General features: G+C 68.3%; 25 protein-coding genes. 14 read left to right on the forward strand and 11 right to left on the reverse strand.

The genetic code is table 11. The features are described from left to right. The first annotated feature begins 55 nt into the window (after nucleotides 1-55). Nucleotides 56-1,549 (forward strand): family 20 glycosylhydrolase, encoded by a 1,494-nt coding sequence (locus ACGH48_RS15810; protein ID WP_396289278.1) that lies wholly within the window; start codon nucleotides 56-58, stop codon nucleotides 1,547-1,549. A gap of 83 nt (nucleotides 1,550-1,632) precedes the next feature. Here ACGH48_RS15810 and ACGH48_RS15815 read toward each other — a convergent pair whose 3' ends face one another. Then, a complete protein-coding gene (locus tag ACGH48_RS15815) occupies nucleotides 1,633-2,574 on the reverse strand; it encodes a LysR family transcriptional regulator (RefSeq protein ID WP_396289280.1) in 942 nt (313 codons plus the stop codon). A gap of 119 nt (nucleotides 2,575-2,693) precedes the next feature. Between ACGH48_RS15815 and ACGH48_RS15820 the strand changes: the two genes are divergently transcribed. Both ACGH48_RS15820 and ACGH48_RS15825 read left to right on the forward strand, forming a co-directional pair. Continuing rightward, the gene (locus ACGH48_RS15820; RefSeq protein ID WP_396289281.1) at nucleotides 2,694-3,656 is read left to right on the forward strand and encodes a putative oxygenase MesX; all 963 of its coding nucleotides are present in this window, start codon (nucleotides 2,694-2,696) and stop codon (nucleotides 3,654-3,656) included. Nucleotides 3,657-3,676: 20 nt separating this feature from the next. Then, on the forward strand, nucleotides 3,677-4,726 hold the full coding sequence (locus tag ACGH48_RS15825) for a methionine synthase (protein WP_396289283.1): 1,050 nt from the start codon (nucleotides 3,677-3,679) through the stop codon (nucleotides 4,724-4,726). 129 nt (nucleotides 4,727-4,855) lie between these two features. On the opposite strand, the gene ACGH48_RS15830 is transcribed toward ACGH48_RS15825, so the two are convergent. Further along, complete coding sequence (locus ACGH48_RS15830) at nucleotides 4,856-5,353, reverse strand: hypothetical protein (protein ID WP_396289285.1); 498 nt, start codon at nucleotides 5,351-5,353, stop codon at nucleotides 4,856-4,858. A gap of 122 nt (nucleotides 5,354-5,475) precedes the next feature. Here ACGH48_RS15830 and ACGH48_RS15835 point away from each other — a divergent pair, with 122 nt between their 5' ends. The 3 genes from ACGH48_RS15835 (at nucleotide 5,476) to ACGH48_RS15845 (ending at nucleotide 8,189) form a co-directional block, all read left to right on the forward strand. Further along, nucleotides 5,476-5,901: a PRC-barrel domain-containing protein gene (locus tag ACGH48_RS15835; protein ID WP_396289287.1), complete on the forward strand. Its 426-nt coding sequence runs from the start codon at nucleotides 5,476-5,478 to the stop codon at nucleotides 5,899-5,901. A 170-nt stretch (nucleotides 5,902-6,071) separates the two neighbouring features. Continuing rightward, nucleotides 6,072-6,881 (forward strand): hypothetical protein, encoded by an 810-nt coding sequence (locus ACGH48_RS15840; protein ID WP_396289288.1) that lies wholly within the window; start codon nucleotides 6,072-6,074, stop codon nucleotides 6,879-6,881. A gap of 402 nt (nucleotides 6,882-7,283) precedes the next feature. Further along, nucleotides 7,284-8,189 carry a hypothetical protein gene (locus ACGH48_RS15845; protein WP_396289290.1) on the forward strand — a complete coding sequence of 302 codons (906 nt, stop codon included), beginning with the start codon at nucleotides 7,284-7,286 and terminating at the stop codon, nucleotides 8,187-8,189. A 52-nt stretch (nucleotides 8,190-8,241) separates the two neighbouring features. Here the strand turns inward: ACGH48_RS15845 and ACGH48_RS15850 are convergent, their stop codons facing one another. The 5 genes from ACGH48_RS15850 to nrdH form a co-directional block, all read right to left on the reverse strand. Beyond that, nucleotides 8,242-8,736, reverse strand: a complete 495-nt coding sequence (locus tag ACGH48_RS15850) for a GNAT family N-acetyltransferase (protein ID WP_396289291.1) — start codon at nucleotides 8,734-8,736, stop codon at nucleotides 8,242-8,244. Between the two features lie 219 nt (nucleotides 8,737-8,955). After that, nucleotides 8,956-9,957, reverse strand: coding sequence for a class 1b ribonucleoside-diphosphate reductase subunit beta (gene nrdF / locus ACGH48_RS15855; RefSeq protein WP_396289292.1), 1,002 nt, complete (start codon nucleotides 9,955-9,957; stop codon nucleotides 8,956-8,958). Between the two features lie 94 nt (nucleotides 9,958-10,051). Next, a complete protein-coding gene (gene nrdE / locus ACGH48_RS15860; RefSeq protein ID WP_396289293.1) occupies nucleotides 10,052-12,157 on the reverse strand; it encodes a class 1b ribonucleoside-diphosphate reductase subunit alpha in 2,106 nt (701 codons plus the stop codon). A 17-nt stretch (nucleotides 12,158-12,174) separates the two neighbouring features. Then, nucleotides 12,175-12,591 carry a class Ib ribonucleoside-diphosphate reductase assembly flavoprotein NrdI gene (gene nrdI, locus ACGH48_RS15865; RefSeq protein WP_071291227.1) on the reverse strand — a complete coding sequence of 139 codons (417 nt, stop codon included), beginning with the start codon at nucleotides 12,589-12,591 and terminating at the stop codon, nucleotides 12,175-12,177. Nucleotides 12,592-12,702: 111 nt separating this feature from the next. Next, nucleotides 12,703-12,936 carry a glutaredoxin-like protein NrdH gene (gene nrdH, locus ACGH48_RS15870; protein ID WP_017886897.1) on the reverse strand — a complete coding sequence of 78 codons (234 nt, stop codon included), beginning with the start codon at nucleotides 12,934-12,936 and terminating at the stop codon, nucleotides 12,703-12,705. Nucleotides 12,937-13,290: 354 nt separating this feature from the next. On the opposite strand from nrdH, the gene ACGH48_RS15875 reads away from it, so the two are divergent. Together ACGH48_RS15875 and ACGH48_RS15880 are read left to right on the forward strand one after the other, a co-directional pair. Then, a complete protein-coding gene (locus ACGH48_RS15875) occupies nucleotides 13,291-14,496 on the forward strand; it encodes an MFS transporter (protein WP_396289294.1) in 1,206 nt (401 codons plus the stop codon). Nucleotides 14,497-14,691: 195 nt separating this feature from the next. Beyond that, complete coding sequence (locus tag ACGH48_RS15880) at nucleotides 14,692-15,510, forward strand: aldo/keto reductase (protein ID WP_396289295.1); 819 nt, start codon at nucleotides 14,692-14,694, stop codon at nucleotides 15,508-15,510. A gap of 5 nt (nucleotides 15,511-15,515) precedes the next feature. Here the strand turns inward: ACGH48_RS15880 and ACGH48_RS15885 are convergent, their stop codons facing one another. Continuing rightward, nucleotides 15,516-15,854, reverse strand: coding sequence for a hypothetical protein (locus tag ACGH48_RS15885; protein ID WP_340195636.1), 339 nt, complete (start codon nucleotides 15,852-15,854; stop codon nucleotides 15,516-15,518). A gap of 98 nt (nucleotides 15,855-15,952) precedes the next feature. Between ACGH48_RS15885 and ACGH48_RS15890 the strand changes: the two genes are divergently transcribed. From ACGH48_RS15890 to ACGH48_RS15910, 5 genes are all read left to right on the forward strand, one after another. Then, the gene (locus tag ACGH48_RS15890) at nucleotides 15,953-16,792 is read left to right on the forward strand and encodes a hypothetical protein (RefSeq protein WP_396289296.1); all 840 of its coding nucleotides are present in this window, start codon (nucleotides 15,953-15,955) and stop codon (nucleotides 16,790-16,792) included. Nucleotides 16,793-16,862: 70 nt separating this feature from the next. Then, on the forward strand, nucleotides 16,863-17,384 hold the full coding sequence (locus ACGH48_RS15895; RefSeq protein WP_396289297.1) for a ribonuclease H: 522 nt from the start codon (nucleotides 16,863-16,865) through the stop codon (nucleotides 17,382-17,384). A gap of 206 nt (nucleotides 17,385-17,590) precedes the next feature. Then, a complete protein-coding gene (locus ACGH48_RS15900; protein ID WP_396289298.1) occupies nucleotides 17,591-18,628 on the forward strand; it encodes an SDR family oxidoreductase in 1,038 nt (345 codons plus the stop codon). A 45-nt stretch (nucleotides 18,629-18,673) separates the two neighbouring features. Next, nucleotides 18,674-18,874 (forward strand): type II toxin-antitoxin system VapB family antitoxin, encoded by a 201-nt coding sequence (locus tag ACGH48_RS15905; RefSeq protein WP_123314341.1) that lies wholly within the window; start codon nucleotides 18,674-18,676, stop codon nucleotides 18,872-18,874. Further along, nucleotides 18,874-19,278, forward strand: a complete 405-nt coding sequence (locus ACGH48_RS15910; RefSeq protein ID WP_123314342.1) for a PIN domain-containing protein — start codon at nucleotides 18,874-18,876, stop codon at nucleotides 19,276-19,278. The genes ACGH48_RS15905 and ACGH48_RS15910 overlap by 1 nt, the downstream gene beginning before the upstream one ends. Nucleotides 19,279-19,300: 22 nt before the next feature. Here the strand turns inward: ACGH48_RS15910 and ACGH48_RS15915 are convergent, their stop codons facing one another. Both ACGH48_RS15915 and ACGH48_RS15920 read right to left on the reverse strand, forming a co-directional pair. Continuing rightward, nucleotides 19,301-19,837: a GNAT family N-acetyltransferase gene (locus ACGH48_RS15915; RefSeq protein WP_396289301.1), complete on the reverse strand. Its 537-nt coding sequence runs from the start codon at nucleotides 19,835-19,837 to the stop codon at nucleotides 19,301-19,303. Beyond that, entirely contained in the window at nucleotides 19,813-22,416 is a 2,604-nt protein-coding gene (locus ACGH48_RS15920; protein WP_396289302.1) for a DEAD/DEAH box helicase, read from the reverse strand. Before ACGH48_RS15920 ends, ACGH48_RS15915 begins: the two co-directional genes overlap by 25 nt. An 88-nt stretch (nucleotides 22,417-22,504) precedes the next feature. Between ACGH48_RS15920 and ACGH48_RS15925 the strand changes: the two genes are divergently transcribed. Next, nucleotides 22,505-23,521 carry an LLM class flavin-dependent oxidoreductase gene (locus ACGH48_RS15925; RefSeq protein WP_123314345.1) on the forward strand — a complete coding sequence of 339 codons (1,017 nt, stop codon included), beginning with the start codon at nucleotides 22,505-22,507 and terminating at the stop codon, nucleotides 23,519-23,521. A 455-nt stretch (nucleotides 23,522-23,976) separates the two neighbouring features. Here ACGH48_RS15925 and ACGH48_RS15930 read toward each other — a convergent pair whose 3' ends face one another. After that, nucleotides 23,977-26,439, reverse strand: a complete 2,463-nt coding sequence (locus ACGH48_RS15930) for a glycoside hydrolase family 3 protein (protein WP_396289303.1) — start codon at nucleotides 26,437-26,439, stop codon at nucleotides 23,977-23,979. Nucleotides 26,440-26,489: the final 50 nt, after the last annotated feature.

Consider the following 26,489-nt stretch of genomic DNA (forward strand, 5'->3'; position numbering starts at 1 on the left):
GGCGCCGGGTCGGGCAATGCTAACCGCGCAACCCTGGTGAACTACCGTCGTCTTCGTGCCCTCCTCCACCGGAACTCCGGACCCGACTGCCGGTCCAGCGACCGCGCCGCACTCCGTCAGACGGACCATCGCGGTCGGTTTGGCGATCGCCGTGTCGGCCGCAGCCCTGGTCGGCATCCGTGCAACGGCAGGATCAGCGGACACGGCAGCCTCGACGGTGACGGTCACGAAGGTCACCGCGTCCACCACCGCCACCTCGACCGGCACCGCCGTGCGCACCACCCTGAAGCTCAAGAACACCGCCTCCGTGCGGAAACCCGCTACCTCAGCTTGGCTGTACCTGTCCGCCGGCACGAAGAAGTACACGCTCGGCCGGGTCGCGGTGAAGGCGTTGTCCGCTGGTTCGAGCACGACGGTCACCGCAGTCCGCGGGACACCTTCCCGTGCAGCAGCCGGGAAGTACTCGGTCCTCGCCTGCACTGGTGCGTACTCCGCAAAACAGTGCCGCACGTCGACCGCGACCGTCAGCACGAAACCCACGAAACGCACGCGTCCCGAGACAGGCGTGATGCTCGACGTCGCCCGCGCCTACTACCCCGTGGCGTTGATCAAGCGGTACATCGACCTGCTCGACGACAACGGCGGGCGTTTCCTGCACCTGCACCTCACCGACGACCAGAACGTCGGGATCGAGAGCACGGTCCTCGGTCAGACCCTCGCGAACGCCGATCTCGACCACGGTGTCTACACGAGCCGTGTGACCCATCGCCCGTTCCTGAGCGCCGCGCAGGCACGCACGATCACCACCTACGCGGCGAAGCGGGGCATCGCGATCGTGCCCGAGGTCGACACCCCCGGGCACATGGCTGCCGCCTTCGCCCTGCTCGAGGCGCAGCACGGCAAGAAGTGGGTCGATCGCATCCGCTCGGGTGCGAGCGAGCTCGACCCGTCAGCGCCCGGGAGTCTCGCGCTGGCGAAGAAGCTGTACGCAGAGGTGCAGCGGACCTTCCCGTCCAGCCGCGCCGTGCACATCGGCGGCGATGAATGGGGCGGCGACGTCACCGCCGCCCAACGCGTCGCGTGGATGAACGCGATGGCGGCCACCCTCGGCAACCGCGAGGTCTGGGCGTGGAACGACGGGATCGATCGCGCCGTGGTCAAGCGCCTGGATCCGCGCATCCACGTCACGTACTGGAGCTTCGACGGCGACACCGAGGACGCAGCCGAGCGCCGCGAACGCCGAGCGCGACGGGCAAGTGCGGTCGACCTGCAGCAGGCCGGGATCGACCTGCTCAACTACAACTCGTACTACCTGTACGAGGTGCCGACCGACCTCGACCCGGCCGACAGCGAGTACACCGTCGCCGACCTCCGCGAGAACTGGTCACTCCGGACGTGGGACGGCGACTCCGGTTCGCTGCTCGCAGCTCCGATGTCGGGCGCGGCCGTCGCGATCTGGGGCGAGGACCTCGACAGTCCACCCGCTGACGCGCTCCTGCGGTGGAGCGCGCCGCACGTGAATGCGATGCTCGAGACCGCAGCCTCCTGACGGACGCATGACGGGCCTCCCGGCCGACCGCCGGAACCGCGCGAACCGCGCGAACCGCGCGAACCGCGCGAACCGCGGCCTGCCTACCCGAGCGGCTCGACGCCGTAGCTGGTGACCACCGCTCGCAACTCGTCCAGGTAGGCCTGCGCCTGCACGGTGAGGGGCACGGAGGCGTGCGCGATCCAGCCGATCTCGATGCGTTCGTCGACGTCGAGCGGGATGGCGACGATCTCGGGGTCGAGGTCGTCGCTGATGAGCCCGGTGGAGATCGTGTACCCGCCGAGGCCGATCATGAGGTTGAAGATCGTCGCGCGGTCCGAGACGCGGATCTCCCGCTTGCTCGACATCGTCGACAGGATCTCCTCCGCCAGGTAGAAGGAGTTGTTCGCGCCCTGGTCGAAGGTGAGCCGAGGCAGGTCTGCAAGGTCCTCGAGGGTCGCGCGCTCCCGTGACGCGATGGGGTTCCGGCGGGCGACGAAGATGTGCGGCTGCGCGACGAACAGCGGCGTGAAGACGACGCCGGCGTCCCGCAGCAGCTTGCCGAGCACCTGCTTGTTGAAGTCGTTGCGGTAGAGGATGCCCACCTCGCTGCGCAGGGTGCGGACGTCCTCGATGATGTCCCAGGTGCGGGTCTCACGGAGCGAGAACTCGTACTCGTCCGCAGCGGCCGCTTCGACCATCCGGACGAAGGCCTCCACCGCGAACGAGTAGTGCTGGGCGGACACCCCGAGCAGCCGACGCGACCGCTGGCCGCCGACGTACCGCTGCTCGAGCAGGGAGACCTGCTCGACGACCTGTCGGGCGTACCCGAGGAACTCGACGCCGTCGACGGTGAGCACGACGCCCCGGGCCGAGCGGGTGAAGAGCGGGCGCCCGATCCGCGTCTCGAGGTCCTTCATCGCCGCGGACATCGTCGGTTGCGACACGTAGAGCAGGTCGGCCGCGGCGCTGATCGAGCCCTCCGTCGCGACCTCGATGAAGTACCGGAGCTGCTGCAGGGTGATGTCGTTCGAGACACGGGCCATAGGCCGAGGCTATACCGGTGCATAGCGTCTCGGTATTACCTGATGGCTCGTGGTTCCCGCCATCATCGAGGTACCCCTTCCCCAGTGCCCTTGGGCGCTCGACGAACAGATTGCCGACCATGGCGAACGACCTCACCTTCAGCATCACCCGGACCCGGTTCGACGAGGACTACTCCCCCGCCGACAGCTCCCGGCTGACCACGAACTTCGCCAACCTGGCGCGGGGCGAGCACCGTCAGCAGAACCTCCGTGCTGCGCTGGCGATGATCGACGGACGCGCGAACGACCTCTTGGCTGCCGGTGATCGCTACCGCTTGCAGCTCGACATCGTTTCGGCCTCGCTGCAGTTCTTCGACGATGGAGCGGACGCCGAGTTCCCGCTGCTCGAGATGCTCGACGTCACGATCGTCGACCAGCACACCGGCGAGCACCACCACGGCATCCTCGGCAACAACTTCTCGTCGTACCTGCGCGACTACGACTTCTCGGTGCTGCTGCCGTCGTCTCAGGGCCTGCCGTCCGACTTCGGCGTGTTGCACGGGGCGCTCTTCCAGCGCTTCCTGGAGTCCTCCGCGTTCCGCTCGGAGTTCGGTGCCGAGCCCGTCGTCTGCATCAGCGTCTCGACGAGTCAGACCTACCGCCGGACCGGGTACGTCCACCCCGCCCTCGGCGCCGAGTACGAGCACGAGCACTCCTCGCTCACCGACGACTACTTCGGCCGGATGGGCATGCGGGTCCGGTACTTCCAGCCCGCCGGAGCGTCGGCCCCGCTCGCGTTCTACACGCGCGGTGACCTGACCGGGGACTACACGGACCTGCAGCTCATCGGCACGATCGCCACCATGGAGACGTTCCAGAAGATCTACCGTCCGGAGATCTACGCCGCGAACACCCCGGCCGGGAGCACCTACCGCCCCACCCTCGACCACACCGACTTCACGCCCACCCCGGTCACCTACGACCGTGAGGAGCGCAGCCGCCTCGGGATCACCCAGGGCCGGTGGACCGAGGAGCACCTCGTGACGCCGCACGGTGCGCTCCTGTCCCGTTTCGCTGCCGAAGCCGCCATTCCTTCTCGTTGATCGTTAGGACTCGCAACCGCATGAGCACCCTCCTGCCCACCTCGATCGTCGGCAGCCTGCCGAAACCGTCCTGGCTCGCCGAACCCGAGAAGCTCTGGTCCCCCTGGCTGCTCGAAGGAGCAGCACTGACCGAGGGCAAGCAGGACGCACTCCGCTCTGCCGTCCACGAGCAAGAGCGCCGCGGCATCGACATCGTCAGCGACGGTGAGCAGACCCGCCAGCACTTCGTCACGACGTTCATCGAGCACCTCGACGGCGTCGACCTGGAGCGCAAGGAGACCGTCCGCATCCGCGACCGGTACGACGCGGCCGTCCCGACCGTGGTCGGTGCCGTGAGCCGCCGGGCGCCCGTGTTCGTGGACGACGCTCGCTTCCTCCGCGCCCAGACCGACCGGCCGATCAAGTGGGCGCTCCCCGGCCCGATGACCATGATCGACACCCTCTCCGACCAGCACTACAAGAGCCGCGAGAAGCTGGCGTGGGAGTTCGCCACGATCCTCAACCAGGAAGCGCGCGAGCTCGAAGCCGCCGGCGTCGACATCATCCAGTTCGACGAGCCCGCCTTCACCGTCTTCCACGACGAGGTGCAGGACTGGGGCGTGGCCGCACTCGAACGCGCCACCGAGGGCCTGCACGCCGAGACCGCCGTGCACATCTGCTACGGCTACGGCATCGAGGCGAACAACAAGTGGAAGGAGACGCTCGGGGCGGAGTGGCGGCAGTACGAGCAGTCGTTCCCGCTGTTGCAGCAGTCGTCGATCGACATCGTCTCGCTGGAGTGCATCCACTCGCACGTTCCGCTTGAGCTCGTCGAGCTGATCCGCGGCAAGAAGGTCATGCTCGGGGCGATCGACGTCGCGACCGAGACCGTCGAGACCCCGGAAGAGGTCGCGGAAGTGCTGCGTCGGGCGCTCGAGTTCGTCGATGCGGACAAGCTCATCCCGAGCTCGAACTGCGGGATGGCTCCGCTGGCACGGGGTGCAGCGCTGGACAAGCTCAGTGCGCTGTCTGCCGGCGCGGACATCGTGCGGGCCGAGCTCGCTCGCGTCGCGGTGCCGGCTGCGCGCTAGCGCCCCGATCCGCCCGGACGGCTCGCCTCGGCAACGGGGCGGGCCGTCTTCCATGTCACGTCCCGCAGGTGCCCGGGTCTCGGTCCGGCCTGGAGGCGCGGCTCGGTTCCGGCGATCAGGTCGCGGTCGTCACTCCTGGCTGTCGAGGCTCATCTTCTCGAAGTCCCCCGCGATGCACTGTGAGCTGCCATCGATCGTGTACCCGCGGGGATCCGCGCGGAAGTCGGAAGAGCTCACCGGGCCACCCCTGCCCCGAACGCCGAGGATCGGGTCCTCGCCGCCGGTCTGGTACCGCTCGGTCGTGACCCTGAGCTCCTTCCAGTGCTGTTCCACCGCCTCGACGTCGGCCTTCGGATCAGCGCTGGCAGCGCGGACCTTGGCGTAGACGTCCTGGACGCCGCCGGTCCCGAGGCCGAGTCCGCACTTCCCCAGCCGTGGACCGTCGTTGGGTTCCCAACCGTCACCGACAACGTCCGTCGAACCCTCGACGAACGTGACAATGGACTGCTTTGCCCGCTCCGGGGTCTTCCCGAGCCCGGAGCTGCAGCCGGTGAGGACGGCGATGGCGAGCAGTACGGCTCCTGCCGGCCGGAGGACGCAGACGGCCTTCCCCCGAGTGGGTTTCATGCGGAAACTCCTTCTAGACCACTGCGCTCAAGCGACCTCCCCACGATCATGTCCTAGAACGCTCGGGCTCGCCGCGCGGCCACTGACACAAGCGGATCAGACCGGCGGCGTTGACTACACGCATGATCACCAAGAGCAAGATCCACGAGGTCGAGAACGCGACCGTCAGGGACCGCGACGGCGCATCGGTCGGCAAGGTCGCACAGGTGTTCCCCTCCGACGAGGACGGCAGCGCTGCATTCGTCAGCGTCGCGACCGGACTCTTCGGGGGTCACACCGCACTTGTCCCGGTCGAGGACGCCACGTTCGACGGCACGGACCTGCACGTCGGGTACACGAAGAGCGCGATCAAGGGCGCGCCGTCCCCCGGAGCCGCGAACACCTTGTCCGCCACCGATGCGAACGCCGTCCGCAAGCACTTCGGGCTGTCCCCCGCCGGAAAGGCGACCGGCGACATGGGCGACCCGCACGAGAACCTCGATCAGGCCGGTACCGGTCCAGCTGGAGCAGACGACACCGAGGGTGCGGGCACGACGCCGCCGGCGTGAACGGTTGCCGGAAAGGCGACATCCCCCTGCGAGCGGACCCCGGCAACCCGGTCCACGTCACCCAGCGATTCGCGTGCCGAGCCCGCGTCAGCGTCGGCGTCTCACCAGACGATCGTCGACTGAGACTGCTTCGCGCGAGACACCGGCGTCTGCGGTGCCATGCTGACGGGGTGATTCTGCCGACCGAAGCCGCGCGTGGTCAGTGGATTGTCGAGCGCGCTGGCCGATGGGCGACTGTCGGCGGTGTCGCTGGCAAGGGCTTCGAGGCGTACGCGAGGCTGCTGCACCCGGTAGATGCGCACCGTACTGACCCGAACACGCTCGACGAGTGGGGCAATCCCGTCGATGTCGAGCACACGCGTTGGCGGTGGGCCGAGGTCGCGCGCCGCAACGGCCGGGTGATGCATCCCCTGGCGCAGTGGTGGCGCATCACTGACGAAGAGCAGACCAGGGACTGGTCGGATGGGTGGCGTGTCGGTCAGTCCGACGACGGGTGGTTCGACCCGGAGGATCTCGCGGTGCTGACCACGCACCTGCGGGCCACGACACGGACCCCGGACGACCTGGTCATCGGAGCGTGGGAAGGCACCGGCAATCCGCCCTGGGCAGAGGGAGGTCGGAACGCGCTCGCGCGCGCTCGCATACAGATGCACTGGCCAGGTCGGGACATGTGGTTGTTCAGCTCGAGCCTGGGCGAGCTTGCGGACCCGATGTGGGCGCAGCGCACCGTGCCTGGATGGGAATGCAGCCGCTGGGGCCAGGAGGGTCCCTACACGTCGCTGATCTGGCCCGAGGATCACGCCTGGGTCGTCGCGTCGGAGGAAGACTGGGACTCGACGATCGTCGCCGGCTCACCCGCACTCGTCGACAGCATCCTCGCGGACGACCGCTTCGAGACCTTCGAGGTGCACGAAGATGACGACCTGAGCTGGGACGGCGATCTCCTCAATCCCCGCCGACAGCCGAAACCAGGGCCCTGAGACGACCAGACGCCCGGGAGGGATCGGCTATTGAGGCAAGAGACACCGCGCTCGGGGCGGGCATTCTTGGCTCATGGTGAGGTTTGCGTGGCGTGGGTTCGGTCTCTTCGGGCGGTCGTCGCGGCGGGCAGCGCACCAGGAGTTGAGCTGGCTCACGAACGGCCGAGTCAGTGTCAACGTGTACCGGGTAGAAGCTAACGGGACGTGGCTGAGGTTTCCCTCCCTCACGGGATCGGCCCGAAGCGTCGCTTTTGGATAGGAGTGTCCCGCCCGGCCGCCTTTCGCGTCATCGCCCGGTGGAACTGTTTCCCGACGGCCGTCATGTCGCGGTTCTACGCCGACGGAGCCGCGCCATGCTGTTGTGACTAACGAGCCCCTTGACGCCACGCCTACAGTGACAGGATGCAGAGCTCTTCTTGGACCGATCCAGCTGTCGTAGTCCAGATCGGAGCCAGCCTGGTCGCTATTGGCGCGGTGATCGTGGTCATCGTTCAGGCCGTGTACACGCGGAAGGCGTTGCAAGAAGCGGGTCGCAGCCGTGAGACAGCTGAGGCCGCACTTGAAGTCGCACGGGCCGAGCACCGGAACGGCACGTTCCTCGCTATCGAAGCGGTTCGTGCCCGTATCAGCGTGAACGCTCCGTCGGCCGAGTTGCACGTGGACGAGGTCGAGGACCGGCTGTACTCACCGAGCGTCAGTGGGTCCGGGTTCCCCGAAGCATGGACCGATGGCTACGTTTTCCACGTCAAGGAGGCGAACATGCGCCTCACTGTCCGAGCCAAGGTGTCACTGCTGAACACTGGATCGAAGGCGACCCGATTCGTCTTGTACGGTGCGTTGCGCACGGGCGTCCATCGACCCGATGACGCAGGCGTCCCGCTGCTGCTGGGGACTGAACCAGGCCCGGAGGATGTGTTGTTGGAACCGGGCGAGCGACACGTCGGCTACTTCGAGGTGACCCGCTCACTGCAGGAGTGGATCGAGGTCTACGACGCACGTGCAGACGGAGATCCCGGGCCCGAGGCTGCTCTTGAGGCATATGTCGACGACGGGTTAGACACGGGGGCCAGCTACACATTCGCGGTCGTTATCGGCGGCCCGGCGTTGATTCCGGAGCGTCCGGGGCTCCGTGAGACGTGGCTGTTCGCAGGCCTGTGGGATCCCAAGTCCGGGCACGACGCGGGTATTGGTTTCGGCACGCGCCCAATAGTGACACGGGCCTGGCTGTCGAAGACAAACAACATCGCGGTTCCAGACGGTCCTTTGACCCCGGACACGGCACCGAGCGCCCTCGATACCGGGGATTGAACCAGGGACGGGTATTGATCGCTCGGGCGGTGAGGATCCGCGCGACGACCCCTCAGCGGACCAATCGCACCGTGGGCTCGATCGGGCCGAAGCTCGACGTGGTTCCGTCAGCGGCAAATCCGTTCCGCCGGTAGAACGAGTGCGCGCGAGGATTGTCGGCAGCAACCCACAGAGATGCCGGGCGCTGGCCGAGCACTGCGTTCAAGAGTGCTTGCCCCGCCCCGTCACCGTGAGCGCGCGCGAGCACGTACAGCATCGTGAGTTCTTCTGGACGGACGGCGTCAGGCTCAGGTGTCTCCTGCGTCGCTGCGAACCCGATGATGCCCGACGCGTCCTCGGCGACGACGGTCACGAAGGCGTCTTGCGCCAGGTTCGCCCGCCACATGTCGATGCGCCGATCGACGTCGAACCACGGATCAGTATCGGGATCCGCGACGAACCGCCCGTACGTCTCTCGCCATGAGGTGGCGTGGACGGCAGCAATGCCTTCTACGTCGACAACCTTTGCGGGCCGAATAACAATCGAGATGGGGCTGTGCGCTTCCACCCCTCGACCGTAGCGATGACGCCCACACTCGTCGATAGCAGCCCGGGTGTCCCACAAGCCGGTCGGCCACCGGACAAACCGCTCCACGCTTCAGCAGGTAGATGAGCTCTGTCTCACATAGCCCGTCCGCGCTCCACTTCGTTGACGGGGGCGACATACGGACACAAGAACGCCCCGCCAGCCGAAGCCAGCGGGGCGTCCCCATGAGTCAGACCGGGGTCAGAAGTCCCAGTCCTCGTCCTCAGTCTTCTCCGCCTTGCCGATGACGTACGACGACCCGGACCCCGAGAAGAAGTCGTGGTTCTCGTCCGCGTTCGGCGACAGGGCCGACAGGATCGCCGGGTTCACGTCCGTCGTCTCCTTTGGGAACATCGGCTCGTAGCCCAGGTTCATCAGCGCCTTGTTGGCGTTGTAGTGCAGGAACTTCTTGACGTCCTCGGTCAGCCCGACCTGGTCGTAGAGGTCCTGCGTGTACTGCACCTCGTTCTCGTAGAGCTCGAACAGCAGGTTGAACGTGTAGTCCTTGATCTCCTGCTTGCGCTCTTCCGAGGCGCCCTCGAGGCCCTTCTGGAACTTGTACCCGATGTAGTACCCGTGGACGGCTTCGTCGCGGATGATCAGGCGGATCAGGTCGGCGGTGTTGGTGAGCTTGGCGCGCGAGGACCAGTACATCGGCAGGTAGAAGCCGGAGTAGAACAGGAACGACTCGAGCAGCGTCGAGGCGACCTTGCGCTTCAGGGGGTCGTCACCGGTGTAGTAGTCGAGGACGATCTGGGCCTTCTTCTGCAGGTTCACGTTCTCGGTGGACCAGCGGAAGGCGTCGTCGATCTCGGGCGTCGAGGCGAGCGTCGAGAAGATCGACGAGTAGCTCTTCGCGTGCACCGACTCCATGAACGCGATGTTCGTGTAGACGGCTTCTTCGTGCGGGGTGATCGCGTCGGGGATCAGGCTGATCGCGCCGACGGTGCCCTGGATCGTGTCGAGCAGCGTCAGGCCGGTGAAGACCCGCATGGTGAGCTGCTGCTCCCCCGGGGTGAGCGTGTTCCACGACTGCACGTCGTTCGACAGCGGCACCTTCTCGGGCAGCCAGAAGTTGTTGACCAGCCGGTTCCAGACCTCGACGTCCTTGTCGTCCTGGATGCGGTTCCAGTTGATGGCACTGACCGAGCTGATCAGCGGGATGGACTTGCCCGTGGCGTGGACCGGGTCGGTGAGGGTCATGGGATTGTCTTCCGGATTCGAGATGGTGATCTGATGACGGACTGGAGGCGCGGGGCGGGGCCCGCCCCGCGCCTCCAGGAAGAGAGCAGCAGCTCTACAGCATGCAGCTGACGCAGCCCTCGACCTCCGTGCCCTCCAGCGCGAGCTGGCGGAGACGGATGTAGTAGATCGTCTTGATGCCCTTGCGCCATGCGTAGATCTGCGCCTTGTTGATGTCGCGCGTGGTGGCGGTGTCCTTGAAGAACAGCGTCAGGGACAGGCCCTGGTCCACGTGCTGCGTCGCCGCGGCGTACGTGTCGATGATCTTCTCGGCACCGATCTCGTACGCGTCCTGGTAGTAGTCCAGGTTGTCGTTCGTCATGAACGGCGCCGGGTAGTAGACGCGGCCGAGCTTGCCTTCCTTGCGGATCTCGATCTTCGACGCGATCGGGTGGATCGACGACGTCGAGTGGTTGATGTACGAGATCGAACCGGTCGGCGGGACGGCCTGCAGGTTCTGGTTGTAGATGCCGTGCTCCTGGACGGACGCCTTCAGCGCCTTCCAGTCGTCCTGCGTCGGGATCGTGATGTTCGCGTTGTCGAACAGCGACGCGACGCGGGGGGTCGCCGGCGTCCACGTCTGGTCGGTGTACTTGTCGAAGAACTCACCCGACGCGTACTTCGAGTCGCGGAAGCCGTCGAAGGTCTCGCCGGTCTCGATCGCGATCTTGTTCGACGCACGAAGGGCGTGGAACAGCACCGTGTAGAAGTAGATGTTCGTGAAGTCGATGCCCTCTTCGGAGCCGTAGTAGACGCGCTCACGAGCGAGGTAGCCGTGCAGGTTCATCTGGCCGAGGCCGATGGCGTGCGACTTGTCGTTGCCGTCCTCGACGCTCCGCACCGAGGTGATGTGCGACATCTGCGAGACCGAGGTGAGGCCGCGGATGGCCGTCTCGATGGTCTTGCCGAAGTCGGGCGAGTCCATCGTCAGCGCGATGTTCAGCGAGCCGAGGTTGCAGGAGATGTCCTTGCCGATCTCCTTGTAGGACAGGTCCTCGTTGAAGGTCGTCGGGGTGTTGACCTGCAGGATCTCGGAGCACAGGTTGGACATGTTGATCCGACCCTTGATCGGGTTGGCCTTGTTCACCGTGTCCTCGAACACGATGTACGGGTAGCCCGACTCGAACTGGATCTCGGCGATGGTCGTGAAGAAGTCACGCGCCTTGATCTTCGTCTTCTTGATGCGCGAGTCGTCGACCATCGCGCGGTAGTTCTCGGAGATCGGGACGTCACCGAAGGGGACGCCGTAGACCTTCTCGACGTCGTACGGCGAGAACAGGTACATGTCCTCGTTGTTCTTCGCGAGCTCGAACGTGATGTCCGGCACGACGACGCCGAGGGACAGCGTCTTGATGCGGATCTTCTCGTCGGCGTTCTCGCGCTTGGTGTCGAGGAACTTCATGATGTCCGGGTGGTGGGCGCTGAGGTAGACCGCACCGGCACCCTGACGCGCACCGAGCTGGTTCGCGTAGGAGAAGGAGTCTTCCAGCAGCTTCATCACGGGGATGATGCCCGAGGACTGGTTCTCGATCTGCTTGATCGGGGCGCCGGCCTCGCGGATGTTGGAGAGCAGCAGGGCCACGCCGCCGCCGCGCTTCGAGAGCTGCAGCGAGGAGTTGATGCCGCGAGAGATCGACTCCATGTTGTCCTCGATGCGGAGGAGGAAGCAGGAGACGAGCTCGCCGCGCTGTGCCTTCGCCGTGTTGAGGAACGTGGGGGTCGCGGGCTGGAAGCGGCCGGCGACGATCTCTTCGACCAGGTCGATGGCGAGCTGCTCGTTGCCCTGGGCCAGGCCGAGGGCGGTCATGACGACGCGGTCCTCGAAGCGCTCGAGGTAGCGCTTGCCGTCGAACGTCTTGAGCGTGTAGCTCGTGTAGTACTTGAACGCGCCGAGGAACGTCTGGAACCGGAACTTCTTCGAGTACGCCAGGTCGTTGAGTCGCTGGATGAAGTCCAGCGAGTACATGTCGATCGTGGCTTTTTCGTAGTACTCGTTCTCGACCAGGTAGTCGAGCCGCTCCTTCAGGTTGTGGAAGAAGACGGTGTTCTGGTTGACGTGCTGCAGGAAGAACTGCTTGGCGGCCTCACGATCCTTGTCGAACTGGATGTTCCCGTCCGCGTCGTAGAGGTTGAGCATCGCGTTGAGGGAGTGGTAGTCCATCCCCGTCTGCGGCGACGTCAGATCGACGTCTGCAACTGCTGCGTCCAAAATGCATCCAATCCTGAGTTGACCGCCGACACGTCGTCAGGGGTCCCGAAGAGTTCGAATCGATAGAGAAGGGGGACGTTGCACTTCCGTGCAATGACGTCCCCTGCCAGGCCGTAGGCCTCGCCGAAGTTCGTGTTGCCGCCGACGACCACACCGCGGATGAGCGAGCGGTTGTGCGCGTCGTTGAGGAACTTGATGACCTGCTTGGGGACCGCACCCTCGCCGTTGCCGCCACCGTAGGTGGGCAGGAACAGGACGTAGGGCTCGTCCACGTGGAGGAAGGGTTCGCTCGGGTAGAGCGGGATCCGGTCCGCGTCGCGGCCGAGCTTCTCGACGAAGCGTGCGGTGTACCCGGACACGCTCGAGAAGTAGACCAATCGGCTCATGGTGCGCTCCTGTGGTGAAGGTGCGGAACAGGCGGACCGGAGGGTGTCCTGCGGGCGGTGATCCGGGCCTCCTGAGCGGGTCCGGGTGACCGCCCACAGGACGGGAGGCGACTACGCCAGTTCGGCGCTGAGCGTCGCGATCTTGTCGGGGCGGAAGCCCGACCAGTGGTCGTCGTCCGTGACGACGACGGGGGCCTGCATGTAGCCGAGGCTCTTGACGTGCTCGAGCGCTGCTTCGTCCGTGGAGACGTCGTGCACTTCGTACTCGATGCCCTTGTTGTCGAGGGCCCGGTACGTCGCGGTGCACTGGACGCAGGACGGCTTGGTGTAGACGGTGACGGCCATGTTCTCCCCTGGTTTCTACTGATTTCTCACGTGCTGTGGAGGTGGTGCTGATGTCTGTCCGCAGTCGTGTCCGGGAGGGGCCGCTGCGATGCCTCCACACTACATCTAGTGGCTAGCCGCAGCACCGACCACAAGAGGGAGTGTTACAGCCATGTAGTTCTCCACAACGCCCTCCACAGTCTGTGGATTCCCGAGAGGCCCGAGTTTCCGCCAGTCTGCGGCCGACCACTGACACTTCCCCACACCGGTGGACAGCCACGATCCACATGTGTGGAATCAGCGCATCGGCGTGTCGCGGCGGACCCTCCCCCGGACGGGTGACACCCCGTTCCGTCCGGTCCGTACACTCGTCTCGTGAGCACGTACGGCCCCCTCCTGAAGACCCCCGGCGTGGGTCGTGTCATCGCTGCACAGCTCACCGCGCGCTTCCCGTTCGGGATGCTGTCGCTGGCCTACCTGCTGCACGTCGAACACGTCTTCCACTCCTACGGCGCCGCCGGTCTGGTGCTCGCGACGACGAGTGTCGGGCAGGCGCTGGCCGGTCCGCTGACGAGCCGGTGGATGGGCAGCTGGGGCATGCGCCCCGTCCTCATCCTGACGAGCATCGTCGCGCTCGTGAGCATGGGGGTCATCGGCTTCGTGCTCATGCCACTCTGGGGCTACGTGGTGGTCGGGTTCCTCGGCGGTCTCGCGGTCCCGCCCGTGCAGCCGGCGGTGCGCACCATCTACCCCAAGATGGTGACCTCATCGCAGCTCACTCCCCTCTTCTCCCTCGACGCCAGCGCCCAGGAACTCATCTGGGTCGCCGGCCCGGTCATCACCACGTTCGTCGCGACCCAGATCGGGACGGTCGAGGCGATCGTCGTCGCCATGGTCTTCCTCGTCGTCGGCGGCATCTGGTTCATCGCCTCGCCCGAGCTCGGCCGCGTCCGCATCCCCCGCTCGAAGCGCGCGTTCGGCGTGGTCCTGAAGCGCCCGTCGGTCGTCGTCGCCACGCTGACCGGGCTGCTGCTCATCGGGGCGTGCGCCGCGGTCGAGGCCAGCGTCACCAGCGTCTTCGGCGAGGGCAGCCCGAACGCCGGGATCGTCCTGGCCGTCTTCGCGGTCGGGTCGCTGTTCGGTGGCCTGGCGTTCGGCCACCGTCCGATCTCCCCCAACACCCTGTGGACGCGCATGGCGATCGTCTTCGTCGGTCTCGCACTCGCCCTGGGCGGCACGAACTTCTGGTGGCTCTGCCTCGCCCTCGTCATCGCGGGCATCGGCATCGCGCCGGCCCTCGCGGTGATGTTCGGTTCGGTGTCCGCCACGGTCAAGTTCTCCGACACGGCCGAGGCCTACGGCTGGATGGGCACCGGTCAGCTCATCGGTGCCGCCGGCGGTTCCGCCGTCGCTGGCTTCCTGATCGACAGCAGCGGCCCGGTGGGTGGCTTCACGGTCGGCGCCGTGATGGCCGGGGTGGGCGTCGTCGTCGCGCTCGGCGCGAAGCGCTGGCTGCCCGACCTGCGCGGCCGTGACGCGAGCCCCATCCCCGACACCGAGCCGGTGGTCCTGCCGACCTGAGCGGCGGGGGCGGGCTTTCGGCGTACCTGGTCGAAACGGGCGTACCTGGTCAGAAGTTCCGACCAGGTACGCCCGTTTCCACTTCCCATCGCGGCCGGCATGGGAACGAACGGGCGTCCGGCCGCGCGGGACGCGTTCTCCACCGGCGACCGGGAGGCCCGGCGCGCGCCCGCCACGCACCGGCAGGATGGGTGCATGGTCAGTTCACTTCCCCTCCGCGACGGCGCCGCGATCCCCGCGATCGGGTTCGGCGTCTACAAGGTCGACGACACCGAGGCCGAGACGGCGGTCGGTCTCGCGCTCGACGCCGGCTACCGCCATGTCGACACCGCCGAGATGTACGGCAACGAGACCGGCGTCGGGAAGGCGATCCGGGCCTCCGGACTGAACCGTGACGACGTCTTCGTGACGACCAAGGTGTGGAACGACCACCAGGGGCACGACGCGACCCTGCGGGCCTTCGACCGCAGCCTCGAGCGGCTCGGGCTCGACGCGGTCGACCTCTACCTCATCCACTGGCCCGCCGCGGCGAACGACCGCTTCGTCGAGACCTGGCGCGCGCTCGTCGAACTGCGCGACTCCGGTCGGGCGCGGAGCATTGGGGTCTCGAACTTCCAGGTGCCGCACCTGCAACGACTCATCGACGAGACGGGCGAGGTCCCGGCGCTGAACCAGGTCGAACGGCACCCGTGGCTCCCCCAGCACGAGCTCGTCGCGTTCCACCAGCAGCACGACATCGTCACCGGGGCCTGGTCGCCACTCGGACGCGGACGACTGATCGACGAACCGGTCCTCACCGGCATCGCGGACGCCCACGGGGTGAGCGTCGCACAGGTCCTCGTCCGGTGGAACGTGCAGCAGGGGGTCGTGGTGCTGCCGAAGTCGGTGACGCCCTCGCGGATCCGGTCGAACCACGATGTCGACGGCTTCGTGCTCAGCGACGACGAGCTCGCGGCGATCGCGACGCTCGAGTCCGGGCAGCGGACGGGCTCGCACCCCGACTCGGTGTCGTAGCCGAGCTAGCCCCGGCGGTCCTCCTCGGACTGCCACGGCAGGTGCAGGTCACCGGGCTCGGGTTCGACGTCACCGGCATCGTCAGCGCCACCGGTGCCCGGTGCGGCGATGACCTTCGACGGATCGATGCCGTCCGCACGCAGGTCGGCGTCGTCGCGCTGCTTCGTCTGCGACGCGTCCATCTCGCGCTCGCTCGACGGGCTGTACGCGGTGTCGGCCGCCCGCTGCTCGCGCTCGCTGACCCCGTCGACGTCGTCGCTGTGTGCGGCGTCACGCAGTGCGTCGGTGCGTGCACGATCGTCGGACGGCTCGGGGCCGGGGACCTGGGGGATGCTGTCGCTCATGCCCCCGGACGGTAGTCCGTGTACCCCGAGTGACAGTTCGGTCACGACGGTCGGTCGGGCTCGACCCCGGCGGTACGCTCACCGAGGTGGGGGGAACGATGACACGGAAGCGAACCGCGGCGAGCGCGGTCGTCGGCACGGCTCTGGTGGGGCTGCTCCTCACGGGGTGCACGGCGTTCGGCGGGGACGACCCCCTGCCGAAGCCGACCCGACAGGCGGCCGAGCGCACGGCGGAGCCGATCCCCGATCCGACGCTCACGACCGAACAGGTCGACGACGACCCGGACGAGGTCGAGCAGGTCCTGCCCACGGGCACGGTCGCTGCGGAGACCGACGTCACGTCCCCGAGCGGTGACACGAGCATCCACGTCCGCATCGTTGCGAACGACAGCGGCACGTTCACCGCGCAGCTCTCCGGCTACCGCACGACCAACCCGCAGCAGATGAGCCTGCAGTTCCGCCACCGGCACGCGAGCCCGCTCGACGGCGGTGACGCCTCGGCGCGGGACACGACCGAGTGGACCGCCGCCTCCGGCCCGCCGAAGACCGTGGTGATGAACGACGCCGGTGCACGACCGGACTACCTGCGCAGTGTCGTCCTCGTCCCCGCGTCGGTGCCGGACGAAGACCCGTCGAAGCGCCCGTGGGTCGGATCGGTGCTCGCCGCCGCTGACCTCACGTGGACGATCCCGAACCCCTACCCGGACCTGCGGGTCACCGTGGGCAAGGACCGACCGGGGGCGTACGGCATCGTCACGCAGGCCGACGGCAGCCCGGCCGGCTACCTGGTGGCGCACGGTGACGAGCTCTCGACCGTCGCCGAGCGGTTCGGCATCACACCGGCCGAGGTGCAGTGGCTCAACCCGTACATGGAGCCGCGCGCCGACGACTGGCTGCTCGAGGGCAACACGCTGAACCTCGATCCCGCGCGCCGCTGACCTCGGTGCGGACGGCACGCGACCGTCCGTTACGCTCGACGGGCACCAGCCCCGACCAGGAGGTCCCCTCGTGACGATCGTCGCCGCAGCAGACGGCTCAGCCCTCGGCAACCCCGGCCCCGCCGGCTGGGCCTGGTACGTCGACGACGACCGCTGGGCCGCCGGTGGCTGGCCCCGGGCAACGAACAACATCGGCGAACTCACGGCCGTCCTGCAGTTGCTCCGCGCGACGAAGGACACCGGCGAACCGCTGCACATCCTGTGCGACAGCCAGTACGCCATCAAGGCCTGCACCGAGTGGCTCGCAGGGTGGAAACGGAAGAACTGGCGCAAGGCCGACGGCAAGCCGGTCATGAACGTCGAGATCATCAAGGAGCTCGACGCCGAACTGCAGGGCCGCAAGGTCACGTTCGAGTGGGTCCGTGGCCACGTCGGTCACGAGATGAACGAGGCCGCCGACGTCCGTGCCCGTGGTGCAGCGACCGCGTTCCAGAACGGCACCGACGTGCCGCACGGTCCGGGCTGGCCCGGAGTCGAGGTCACCGAGCCGTCCGCACTGCCCGAGGCGACCCCGCCGGCCACGCTCTTCTGACCCGGCGACGCCCGGCCGGTGGCCGAGTCTCGGCCTGAGCGACCGATCTCGCGGCCGCTCGCCCGAGAACCGTCGCTCACCACGAGTCTCGCGGCAGCGCGCACGAGTCTCGGGCCAGCGCGTCCGCCCTCGGTCAGCCTGGGCCTGGGAGACCCAGGAACACCGAGGCACTGGCCCGCATCCGCCCCCGAGACGATGCTGGACGCATGGAGAACACCGAACACGTCCTGGTCACCGGCGGCTCCGGCTTCATCGCGGGCCACCTGATCCTGCAGCTGCTCGACGCCGGGCACCGCGTCCGCACCACGATCCGGTCCCTCGAGCGTGAACCCGCGGTCCGTGCGGTCCTCGCCGAAGCCGGCCTGACCGCCGACGACCGGCTGGAGTTCGTCGCCGCCGACCTGACGTCCGATGACGGATGGACTCAGGCGGTCGCGGACATCGACGTCGTGCACCACGTCGCCTCGCCGGTGATGCCCGGCCACGTCGAGGACGAGGACTCCGTGATCCGTCCGGCGGTGGAGGGGACACTGCGGGTGCTGCGCGCCGCACACGCGGCCGGAGTCGATCGCGTCGTGCTGACCTCGGCCTTCCACGCGGTCAGCTGGGGCCACCCGCACTCCGACCACGTGTTCACCGAGGCCGACTGGACGGTGCTCGACGGGCCCGGGGTCGATGCCTACGGCACGAGCAAGACCCTTGCCGAACGCGCCGCCTGGGACTTCATCGCGTCCGAGCCCGGTGCGCCGGAGCTCGTCACGACGATGCCGGTCGCGGTGATGGGTCCGGCGATGGGGCACGCGGTGTCCGGTGCGAACCACATCCTGCAGTCCATGCTCTCCGGGGCGATGCCCGCGACCCCGCGGCTGTTCATCCCCATCGTCGACGTCCGTGACGTCGCCGCGGCGCACGTCACCGCGACGACCGAACCGGACGCGGCGAGCAAGCGGTTCCTGCTCTCGAACGGTCCGGCGCTCGAGATGGCCGAGATCGCCGCCACCCTGCGCGAGCACCTCGGTGACGACGCCCGGGCGGTCCCGACGCAGACACTGCCCGACGACGTCGTACGGACCGCGGCCGAGACCCAGCCGCAGTTCCGTGCGATGGTGCCCGACCTCGGCTACGCCAAGCGCACCTCGAACGAGCGAGCCCGCACCGTGCTCGGCTGGACACCTCGTGATCCCCACCAGGCGATCGTGGCGGCGGCCCGGAGCCTGGTGGCGAAGGGCCTCATCGGCCGATAGGAACCGGCCAGCGTATATAGTGGCTTGTATAAACTGGAGGTGCTCATGGCAGTGACGACGATCGACCTCGATCAGCGAGTCCTCGAGGACGCGAAGCAACTCACCGGAGCACGCTCGAACAGAGAGGTCGTCCAGCGCGCGCTCGAGACACTCATCGCTGTGCGACGGCAGCCTGCGGCGGTCGAGCGGATCATCGCCCGGGACTTCGCCGCAGACCCGACGGCCGCGGACGAACTGCACCCCTGATGGCGACGTACATCGTCGACAACTCGGTCTGGTGGAAAGCGCACCGTTCCCCGGCGATCGCTCAGCGCCTGCGGGAGATCGCGACTCAGGACCTCATCCTGACGTGCCCTCCGCAGGTACTCGAGTACTGCCACTCAGCGCAGTCCAGCTCCGACCACGATGACCATCGCGATGACATGGCGGCGTTCCTCGAAGCGTCGACCCACCCTGATGTGACGGCGGTGACGAGTATCCAGAACGCACTGTGGCGCAACGGACACGTGCGCGGCGCCGGGCCGGTCGACGTCCACATCGCCGCGTACGCCGTCTGCAACGGGGCGACGGTTCTGAGCTCCGACCGTGACTACGAGCACATCGCATCGGCTGTCGCTGAGTTCCGGCACGAATACCTCCCGGAGCACTGAACGCACTCCTGCCCCACGAGGATCAGACCGCCCGCTCCCACAGCGCCACCGTGCTCTCGAGCCGGTCGTACCGGTACGGCTTCCGCTCCCCCGTCCGCGCGTACTCGAGCGCTCGCCAGAACGGCTCGGCACCGGCGGCGTTCGTCGCCACGATGCCTAGCCGCAGTCGGTCGGCGCCGGCGTCGGCTGCCATGGACACGACGGCCTCGTGCAGCCTGCGTCCGAAACCCTCGCCGTGCCGATCACCACGGGTGATGAGCAGACCGATGTACGCCGTGGTCGGTGCGGGGTACCCGAGCAGGACGTCCGCGAACGCCACGAGCGCGTCGCCGTCCCACAGCCCGATCCCGTGCTTGCCCGCCGGGTCGAAGCCGTCCGGCACCGACACGAGTGCGCTCAGTCCGTCGGACGGTCCCGGCGGGTACCCGGTGATCCGCTCGGCGTAGTCCGGCACGGTCTCGAGCAGCGCCTGCAACGCGTCGACGTCGTCAGCGCCGAGCGCGCGCACGACGAACGGACCAGCACCGCCCGGCATCAGTCCACGTCCACGTCGGTCCACCCGTCGAACCGTCCGATCTCGGTGACCCGGACGACGGCCTCGCCGGCTTCGTCCGAGGCGTCGAGGTCGATCGTCGCCGAGAACCCGAAGTCCTTGTCGCCCGACGGGTCCGCGAAGATCTGCCGTGCACGCCACACGCGCGACGCACCCGCAGCCGCCGTCGCCCCGGCACCCGTCGCTCCCGTCTGGTCGAGCACCAGGTACGACATCGACCGGGCGTCGGCGTCGGTGCGGATCTCGTCGTGCGACTCGTAGTACTCCTCGAGCACCGCGTCCCATGCGTGCCCGTCGAACCCGGCAGCCGCGTCGAGCGCGCCGAGGCCGTCGACGTCGTCCCGCGCGGCGAGCAGCACCCGCTGGAACAGCGCGTTCCGCACGAGCACCGTGAAGGCGCGCACGTTGCCGGTGAGCCGTGCGGGCTGCGGCGGCGCGATCTCCTGCTCCTCGGCCAGGGCGAGGAGGACGTCACCGTTGAGCAGTGCCTCCCACTCGTCGACGAGCGAGGAGTCGGTCTGCCGGACGACCTCGCCGAGCCACTCGATCAGGTCGTCGAGCTCCGGGTTCCGCTGCTCCTCGGTGATGGTCTGGCGCATGGTGCGGTAGGCGTCGGACAGGTACCGGAGCACGAGCCCCTCGGAGCGGGTGAGCTGGTAGAACCGCACGAAGTCGCCGAAGGTCATCGCGCGCTCGTACATGTCGCGGACGACGGCCTTCGGCGAGAGCTGGAAGTCGAGGACCCAGGGCTGTTCAGCCGCGTACGCCTCGTACGCCGCCTCCAACAACTCGGACAGCGGGCGAGGCCAGGTGACCTCCTCGAGCAGCTCCATCCGCTCCTCGTACTCGATGCCCTCCCGCTTCATGCGGGCGACCTCTTCACCGCGCTCCTTGAACTGCTGCTGCGAGAGGATCGCGCGCGGGTCGTCGAGGGTGGCTTCGACGATCGAGACCATGTCCAGCGCGTAGGTGGGAGACGCAGGATCGAGCAGTTCGAACGCGGCGAGCGCGAACGGCGACAGCGGCTGGTTGAGGGCGAAGTTCGACTGCAGGTCGACGGTGAGACGGTACGTGACCGGAGGCCCCGGCACCCGCTCGATGACCTGGGCGTTGATCAGCGTCCGGGCGATGACGAGTGCGCGCCGGGCCATCGCGAGCTGGCGGGAGCGCGGTTCGTGGTTGTCGAACACCAGCGACCGGACCTCGTCGAACGCGGAACCCCCGCGGGCCACCACCGACAGCACCATCGCGTGCGTGATCCGCATCCGCGACACCATCGGTTCCGGTTCGGCGCCGATGAGCCGGTCGAACGAGGCCTGCCCCCAGGACACGAACCCCTCCGGTGCCTTCTTCCGCTTGATCTTGCTCTTCTTCTTCTGGTCGTCCCCGGCCTTGGCGACGGCGCGGGCGTTCTCGATGTCGTGCTCGGGGGCTTCGGCGACGACGTCGCCCTCGGTGTCGTACCCGGCGCGTCCGGCACGGCCCGCGATCTGGTGGAACTCGCGCGCGGACAGCTGGCGCATCTTCGTGCCGTCGAACTTCGTCAGTCCGGTGAACAGCACGGAGCGGATCGGCACGTTGATGCCGACGCCGAGGGTGTCGGTGCCGCAGATGACGGGCAGCAGCCCGCGCTGTGCGAGTTGCTCGACGAGCCGTCGGTACTTCGGCAGCATGCCGGCGTGGTGCACGCCGATGCCGGCGCGGATCAGGCGGGACAGGGTCTGTCCGAAGCCGGCGCTGAAGCGGAAGCCCGCGATCGCTTCCGCGATCTGGTCTCGACGCGCCCGATCAGCGACCTTCGCTGACATCAGTGACTGCGCCCGTTCGAGCGCTGCGGCCTGGGCGAAGTGCACGATGTAGATCGGTGCCTTGCCCTCCTCCAGCAGCCGTTCGACGGTCTCCTGCACGGGCGTCATCACGTACTCGTACTCGAGCGGCACCGGTCGGCTGACACCCGTCACGCGGGCGGTGGGTCGGCCGGTGCGTCGGGACAGGTCGTCGGCGATGGTGGTGACGTCGCCGAGGGTGGCCGACATGAGCAGGAACTGCGCACGCTCGAGCACGAGCAGCGGCACCTGCCACGCCCAGCCGCGGTCGGGGTCGCCGTAGAAGTGGAACTCGTCCATCACCACGACGTCGACGTCGGCGTCCGGGCCTTCGCGCAGGGCCAGGTTCGCCAGGATCTCGGCGGTGCAGCAGACGATGGGTGCGTCGCCGTTCACGCTGGAGTCGCCGGTGACCATGCCGACGTTCTGCGCGCCGAACAGTTCGACGAGCTGGAAGAACTTCTCGGAGACGAGCGCCTTGATCGGTGCCGTGTAGTAGCTCCGCTTGCCCTCGGCGAGCGCGGCGAAGTGCGCGCCGGCCGCGACGAGCGACTTGCCGGTGCCGGTGGGGGTGCTCAGCACGACGTTCGCGCCGGAGACGAGCTCGATGACCGCTTCGTCCTGCGCCGGGTACAGCGGCCGTCCGCCCTCCTCGGCCCATGCCGCGAAGGCCTCGTAGACCTCGTCGGGGTCGACGACGCCGTCCACCGCCGCCGGGATCGCGGCGACGAGCGGGGGCACGGTGGTGACGTCGGTCATGCGCCCATCCTCCCAGGCTGCGGTGACGAGGTGGTCGGGGACGGATGACCGGGAGGCCCGGCTCCATACGCGCGCATAGACTCGCGTCATGCGCGAACTCGGCTTCCTCACCTTCGTCCCGAACCACGGCGGCACGGAGGGTGCGGCGAGCGCCCTCGAGGACGGCCTCCGGCTGTTCGAGACGGCCGAGTCCCTGGGCTACGGCACGGGCTGGGTCCGTGGTCGCCACTTCGAGCCGTTCCTGACGAGCCCGATGACCTTCTTCGCCGCCGCGGCCCAGCGCACGAGCACCATCGCCTTCGGCACCGCGGTGCTCGGCATGCGGTACGAGGACCCGGTGCGGCTCGCCGAGGACGCCAGCACCGTCGACCTGCTGAGCGGTGGGCGGGTGCAGCTCGGCATCAGCACGGGCATCGCCGGGTACGGGCCGATCCTCGACCCGGTGTTCGGCGCCGTCGACCGTCCCTTCCGCGACGAGGCCGAGGCCCGCGCGGCCCGCCTGCTCGAGGTCCTGCAGGGCGAGCCCCTCGGCAGCGCGGGCAAGGGATACGAGAGCATCCCGGCGGGCGCCGACCTCGCCCTGCAGCCGCTCAGCCCCGGTCTGCGCGATCGTGTCTGGTGGGGCGGCGGCAGCATGGGCACCGCGGTGCGCACGGCCGAGAAGGGGCTGCTCCTGCACTGCTCGACCCTGAACACCGAGGACACCGGCGCTCCCTTCGCCCAGGCGCAGGCCGACCAGATCGCCGCCTACCGCGAGCGGTTCACCGAGCTGCACGGCGAGACCGGCCGCACGTCGAAGGTCGCGGTCGGCCGCATCGTGGTCCCGCTGCTCGACGACCACGACCGCGCGGTGCACGAGGAGTTCCTGACCGGGTACGCCGCCGGCATGGACGACGAGGGCCGGCCGCTCTCCGGTCCCCCGTTCCGGTTCAGCAAGGTCCTGTCCGGCGAGCCGTCCGCCATCGTCGACGCACTGCTCGCCGACCCCGCCGTCACCGCGACGGACGAGCTGGTGATCACCCTGCCGGCGAACGGGGACGTGGTCGCCCACGAGCGGATCCTGCGCATCGTCGCCGAGGAGATCGCACCGGCACTGCGGGCCTGAGGACGGATCAGGACATCCGGCGGGCTCAGATCGGATCGGTGAGTCCCGAGAGCCCTGCCGGATGACCATCTCGTCCCTGATCCGCACGGGATGGTGGGACCATCGTTCCACCTACCGAGCGGTTTGTCACACCGAGATGGACCCACGGGCGAAGAAAGTTGATCATCCTTCATCCGTTTTGCCCGGATCGCACGAAGTCCGTCAACCGGTTCGCCGGACCGACGACCGATCGGGCGCGGATCCGGGCCGGAACGGACGAATGCGCCCCCGCGCGGACGCGGGGACGCATTCTGGACGCACCGGGGAAGCTGGGGCATCGTCAGCCGGATCAGGAGGCTGAGTCGCACAACCAGCGACCCCGTAGTCGGTGCGTGCGCCGACGGTAACCAGCCGACTGGCGCACATCGATGGTACTCAAGAGGCGTCGTCGATGCGCGGAAACCGGACGAACCCGCTCACTCCAGTTCGAGGGCCGCTGTTCCGGACTCGTCGCTGACCGATGCCCCGACGTGCAGCGTGAAGGCGCCGGACTCGTACTGCCAGGCCCCGTCCCAGTGCGCGAACGCCCGGGCCGGTACCTCGATCGAGACCTCGGTCGACTCCCCCGCTCCGAGGCGGACCGGGGCGAACCCGACGAGCCACCGCACCGGGCGGTCCACGGCAGAGGACTCCCTCGAGGCGTAGACCTGCACGACGTGCTTGCCGGCGCGAGCACCGGTGTTCGCGACCGTCGCGGTGACGATGACCGCATCCCCCTCGGACACGGTCGGGGTCGCCGCCACCCCGTCGATCGTCCACGAGGTGTAGCCGAGGCCGTGCCCGAACGGGTACGCGGGCTCGGTACCGGCACGGAGCCAGGCGCGGTACCCGATGTGGACACCCTCGTCGTACGACACCTCGCCGTCGACGGGGGTCACGTCCAGCACGGGCACGTCGGCCATCGCGACCGGCCACGTGGTGGGCAGTCGGCCGCCGGGCTCCTGGGCGCCGGTGAGCACGTCGGCGAGTGCGTTGCCGTACTCCTGACCGCCGAACCAGGTGAGCAGGACCGCGGCGACGTCGTTCCGCCACGGCATCTCGACGGGCGAGCCGGCGTTCACGACGACGACCGTGTTCGGGTTCGCCGCGGCGACGGCGCGGACCAGGTCGTCCTGGTGGCCGGGCAGCGCGAGCGACGAGCGGTCGTAGCCCTCGGACTCGACCTTCGAGTTCGTGCCGACGACCACCACGGCGACGTCGGCGGACCGGGCCACGGACACCGCCGCATCGATCAGCACGGACGGGTCCTCGTCGCTGGGCTCGGTGCCGAACTGGTACGCGAGCACCCCGCCGAGGGTCTCGTCCTGGATGACGTCGTACTCGATGCGGATCGCGACTTCTTGCCCCGAGGTCACTGACACCGGCACCGACCGCGCCGGCGGGTTGAGGAACGCCGCGCCGAGCTGGTCGCCCTCGAACGGCACGTCCTCGTCGAGCAGCAGCTCGCCGTCGATCCACATGCGCGACCGGCCGGCCGCGCCGATGCCGATCCGCACGGTGCCGGTGGCCGGCGCGGTGTAGGTCGTGGTGATGTCGAGCCGGTCGGCCTCACGCGTGGGGGCGTCGCCGCCGAACCAGAACAGCGCGGTGGCGCGGCGGTCCTCGACGTACAGCTCCTCGCCGTCCTTGACGAAGGCGACGCGGGCGCCGGGCTCGCCGGTGCCGGGGTTCGTGATGGTGGACAGCGGGAACTCCGCGATGCCCTCCTGCACGACGGCACCGATGGCGTAGTCGACCGTGGCACCCGGGAACGCCGAGCGGATCCCGTCGAGCGGCGAGACGACCTGCGACGGCACGACCGTGGCCGAGCCACCGCCCTGCGTGCGGGCCTGGTCGGCGTTGTGACCGATGACGGCGATGCGGGAGACGGCGGGCGCGTCGAGCGGCAGGACGCCGGTGTTGCGGACGAGGACGGTGCCCTCGGCCTCGGCTTCGCGGACGAACGCGACGCCGTCCTCGACGTGCACGGGCTGCTCGGCGACGGGCTCGAAGCCCTCGAGTGCTCCGACACGGGCAGCGAGGGTCAGGACGCGGCGGACCTTGCGGTCGACGGCCTCGATCGGCACGTCGCCGGACTGCACCGCGGCGAGGAGTGGCCCCTCGCTCCACCACTGGTTCGGTCCGGGCATCGCGACGTCCTGCGACGCCTTCGCCGAGTCGACCGAGCGCACGCCGGTCCAGTCGGACACGACGATGCCGTCGAAGCCCCACTCCGAGTTCAAGGGGGTCTCGAGCAGGTCGTGCTCCGACGCGGTGACGCCGTTGATCGAGTTGTACGACGACATGATCGCCCAGGCGTGCGCCTCGGTCACGGCCTTCTCGAACGCGAGCAGGTACAGCTCGCGCAGGGCTCGGTCGGACACCTCGGTCGACGCCGTGAAGCGGTCGGTCTCGTAGTCGTTCGCGATGTAGTGCTTCGGGGTGGCGGCGACACCGTTCTCCTGCACGCCGTCGACGTAGGACGCAGCCAGGTCGCCGGTCAGGACGGGATCCTCGCTGAACGCCTCGAAGTGACGACCACCGAGCGGTGAGCGGTGCAGGTTGATGGTCGGGCCGAGCACGACGTCGACGCCCTTGCGGCGGGCCTCGACGGCTGCCGCGGCGCCGTAGCGCTTGGCGATCGCGCGGTCCCACGACGCCGACAGCGCGGTCGCCGAGGGCAGGTTCAGGGACGGGTCGCGCTCGTCCCAGACCTCACCCCGGACGCCGGAAGGGCCGTCCGACATCAGGATGCGGCGCAGCCCGATCTTCTCGATCGGCCAGGTGGTCCAGAAGTCGCGCCCGGTCAGGAGCTGCACCTTCTCGTCGGTCGTCAGCTGGTCGACGAGCGCGTCGATGCGCTCAGCGAGGGGCGAAGGCGTACTGGAGGCTGGGGTCACGTCGTCGACGGTAGTCACGGGGATCGGTCCTTTCGTTCAGAGCCGGAACA

The sequence above is a fragment of the Curtobacterium pomorum genome (genome assembly GCF_044497295.1).
GTDB lineage: Bacteria > Actinomycetota > Actinomycetes > Actinomycetales > Microbacteriaceae > Curtobacterium.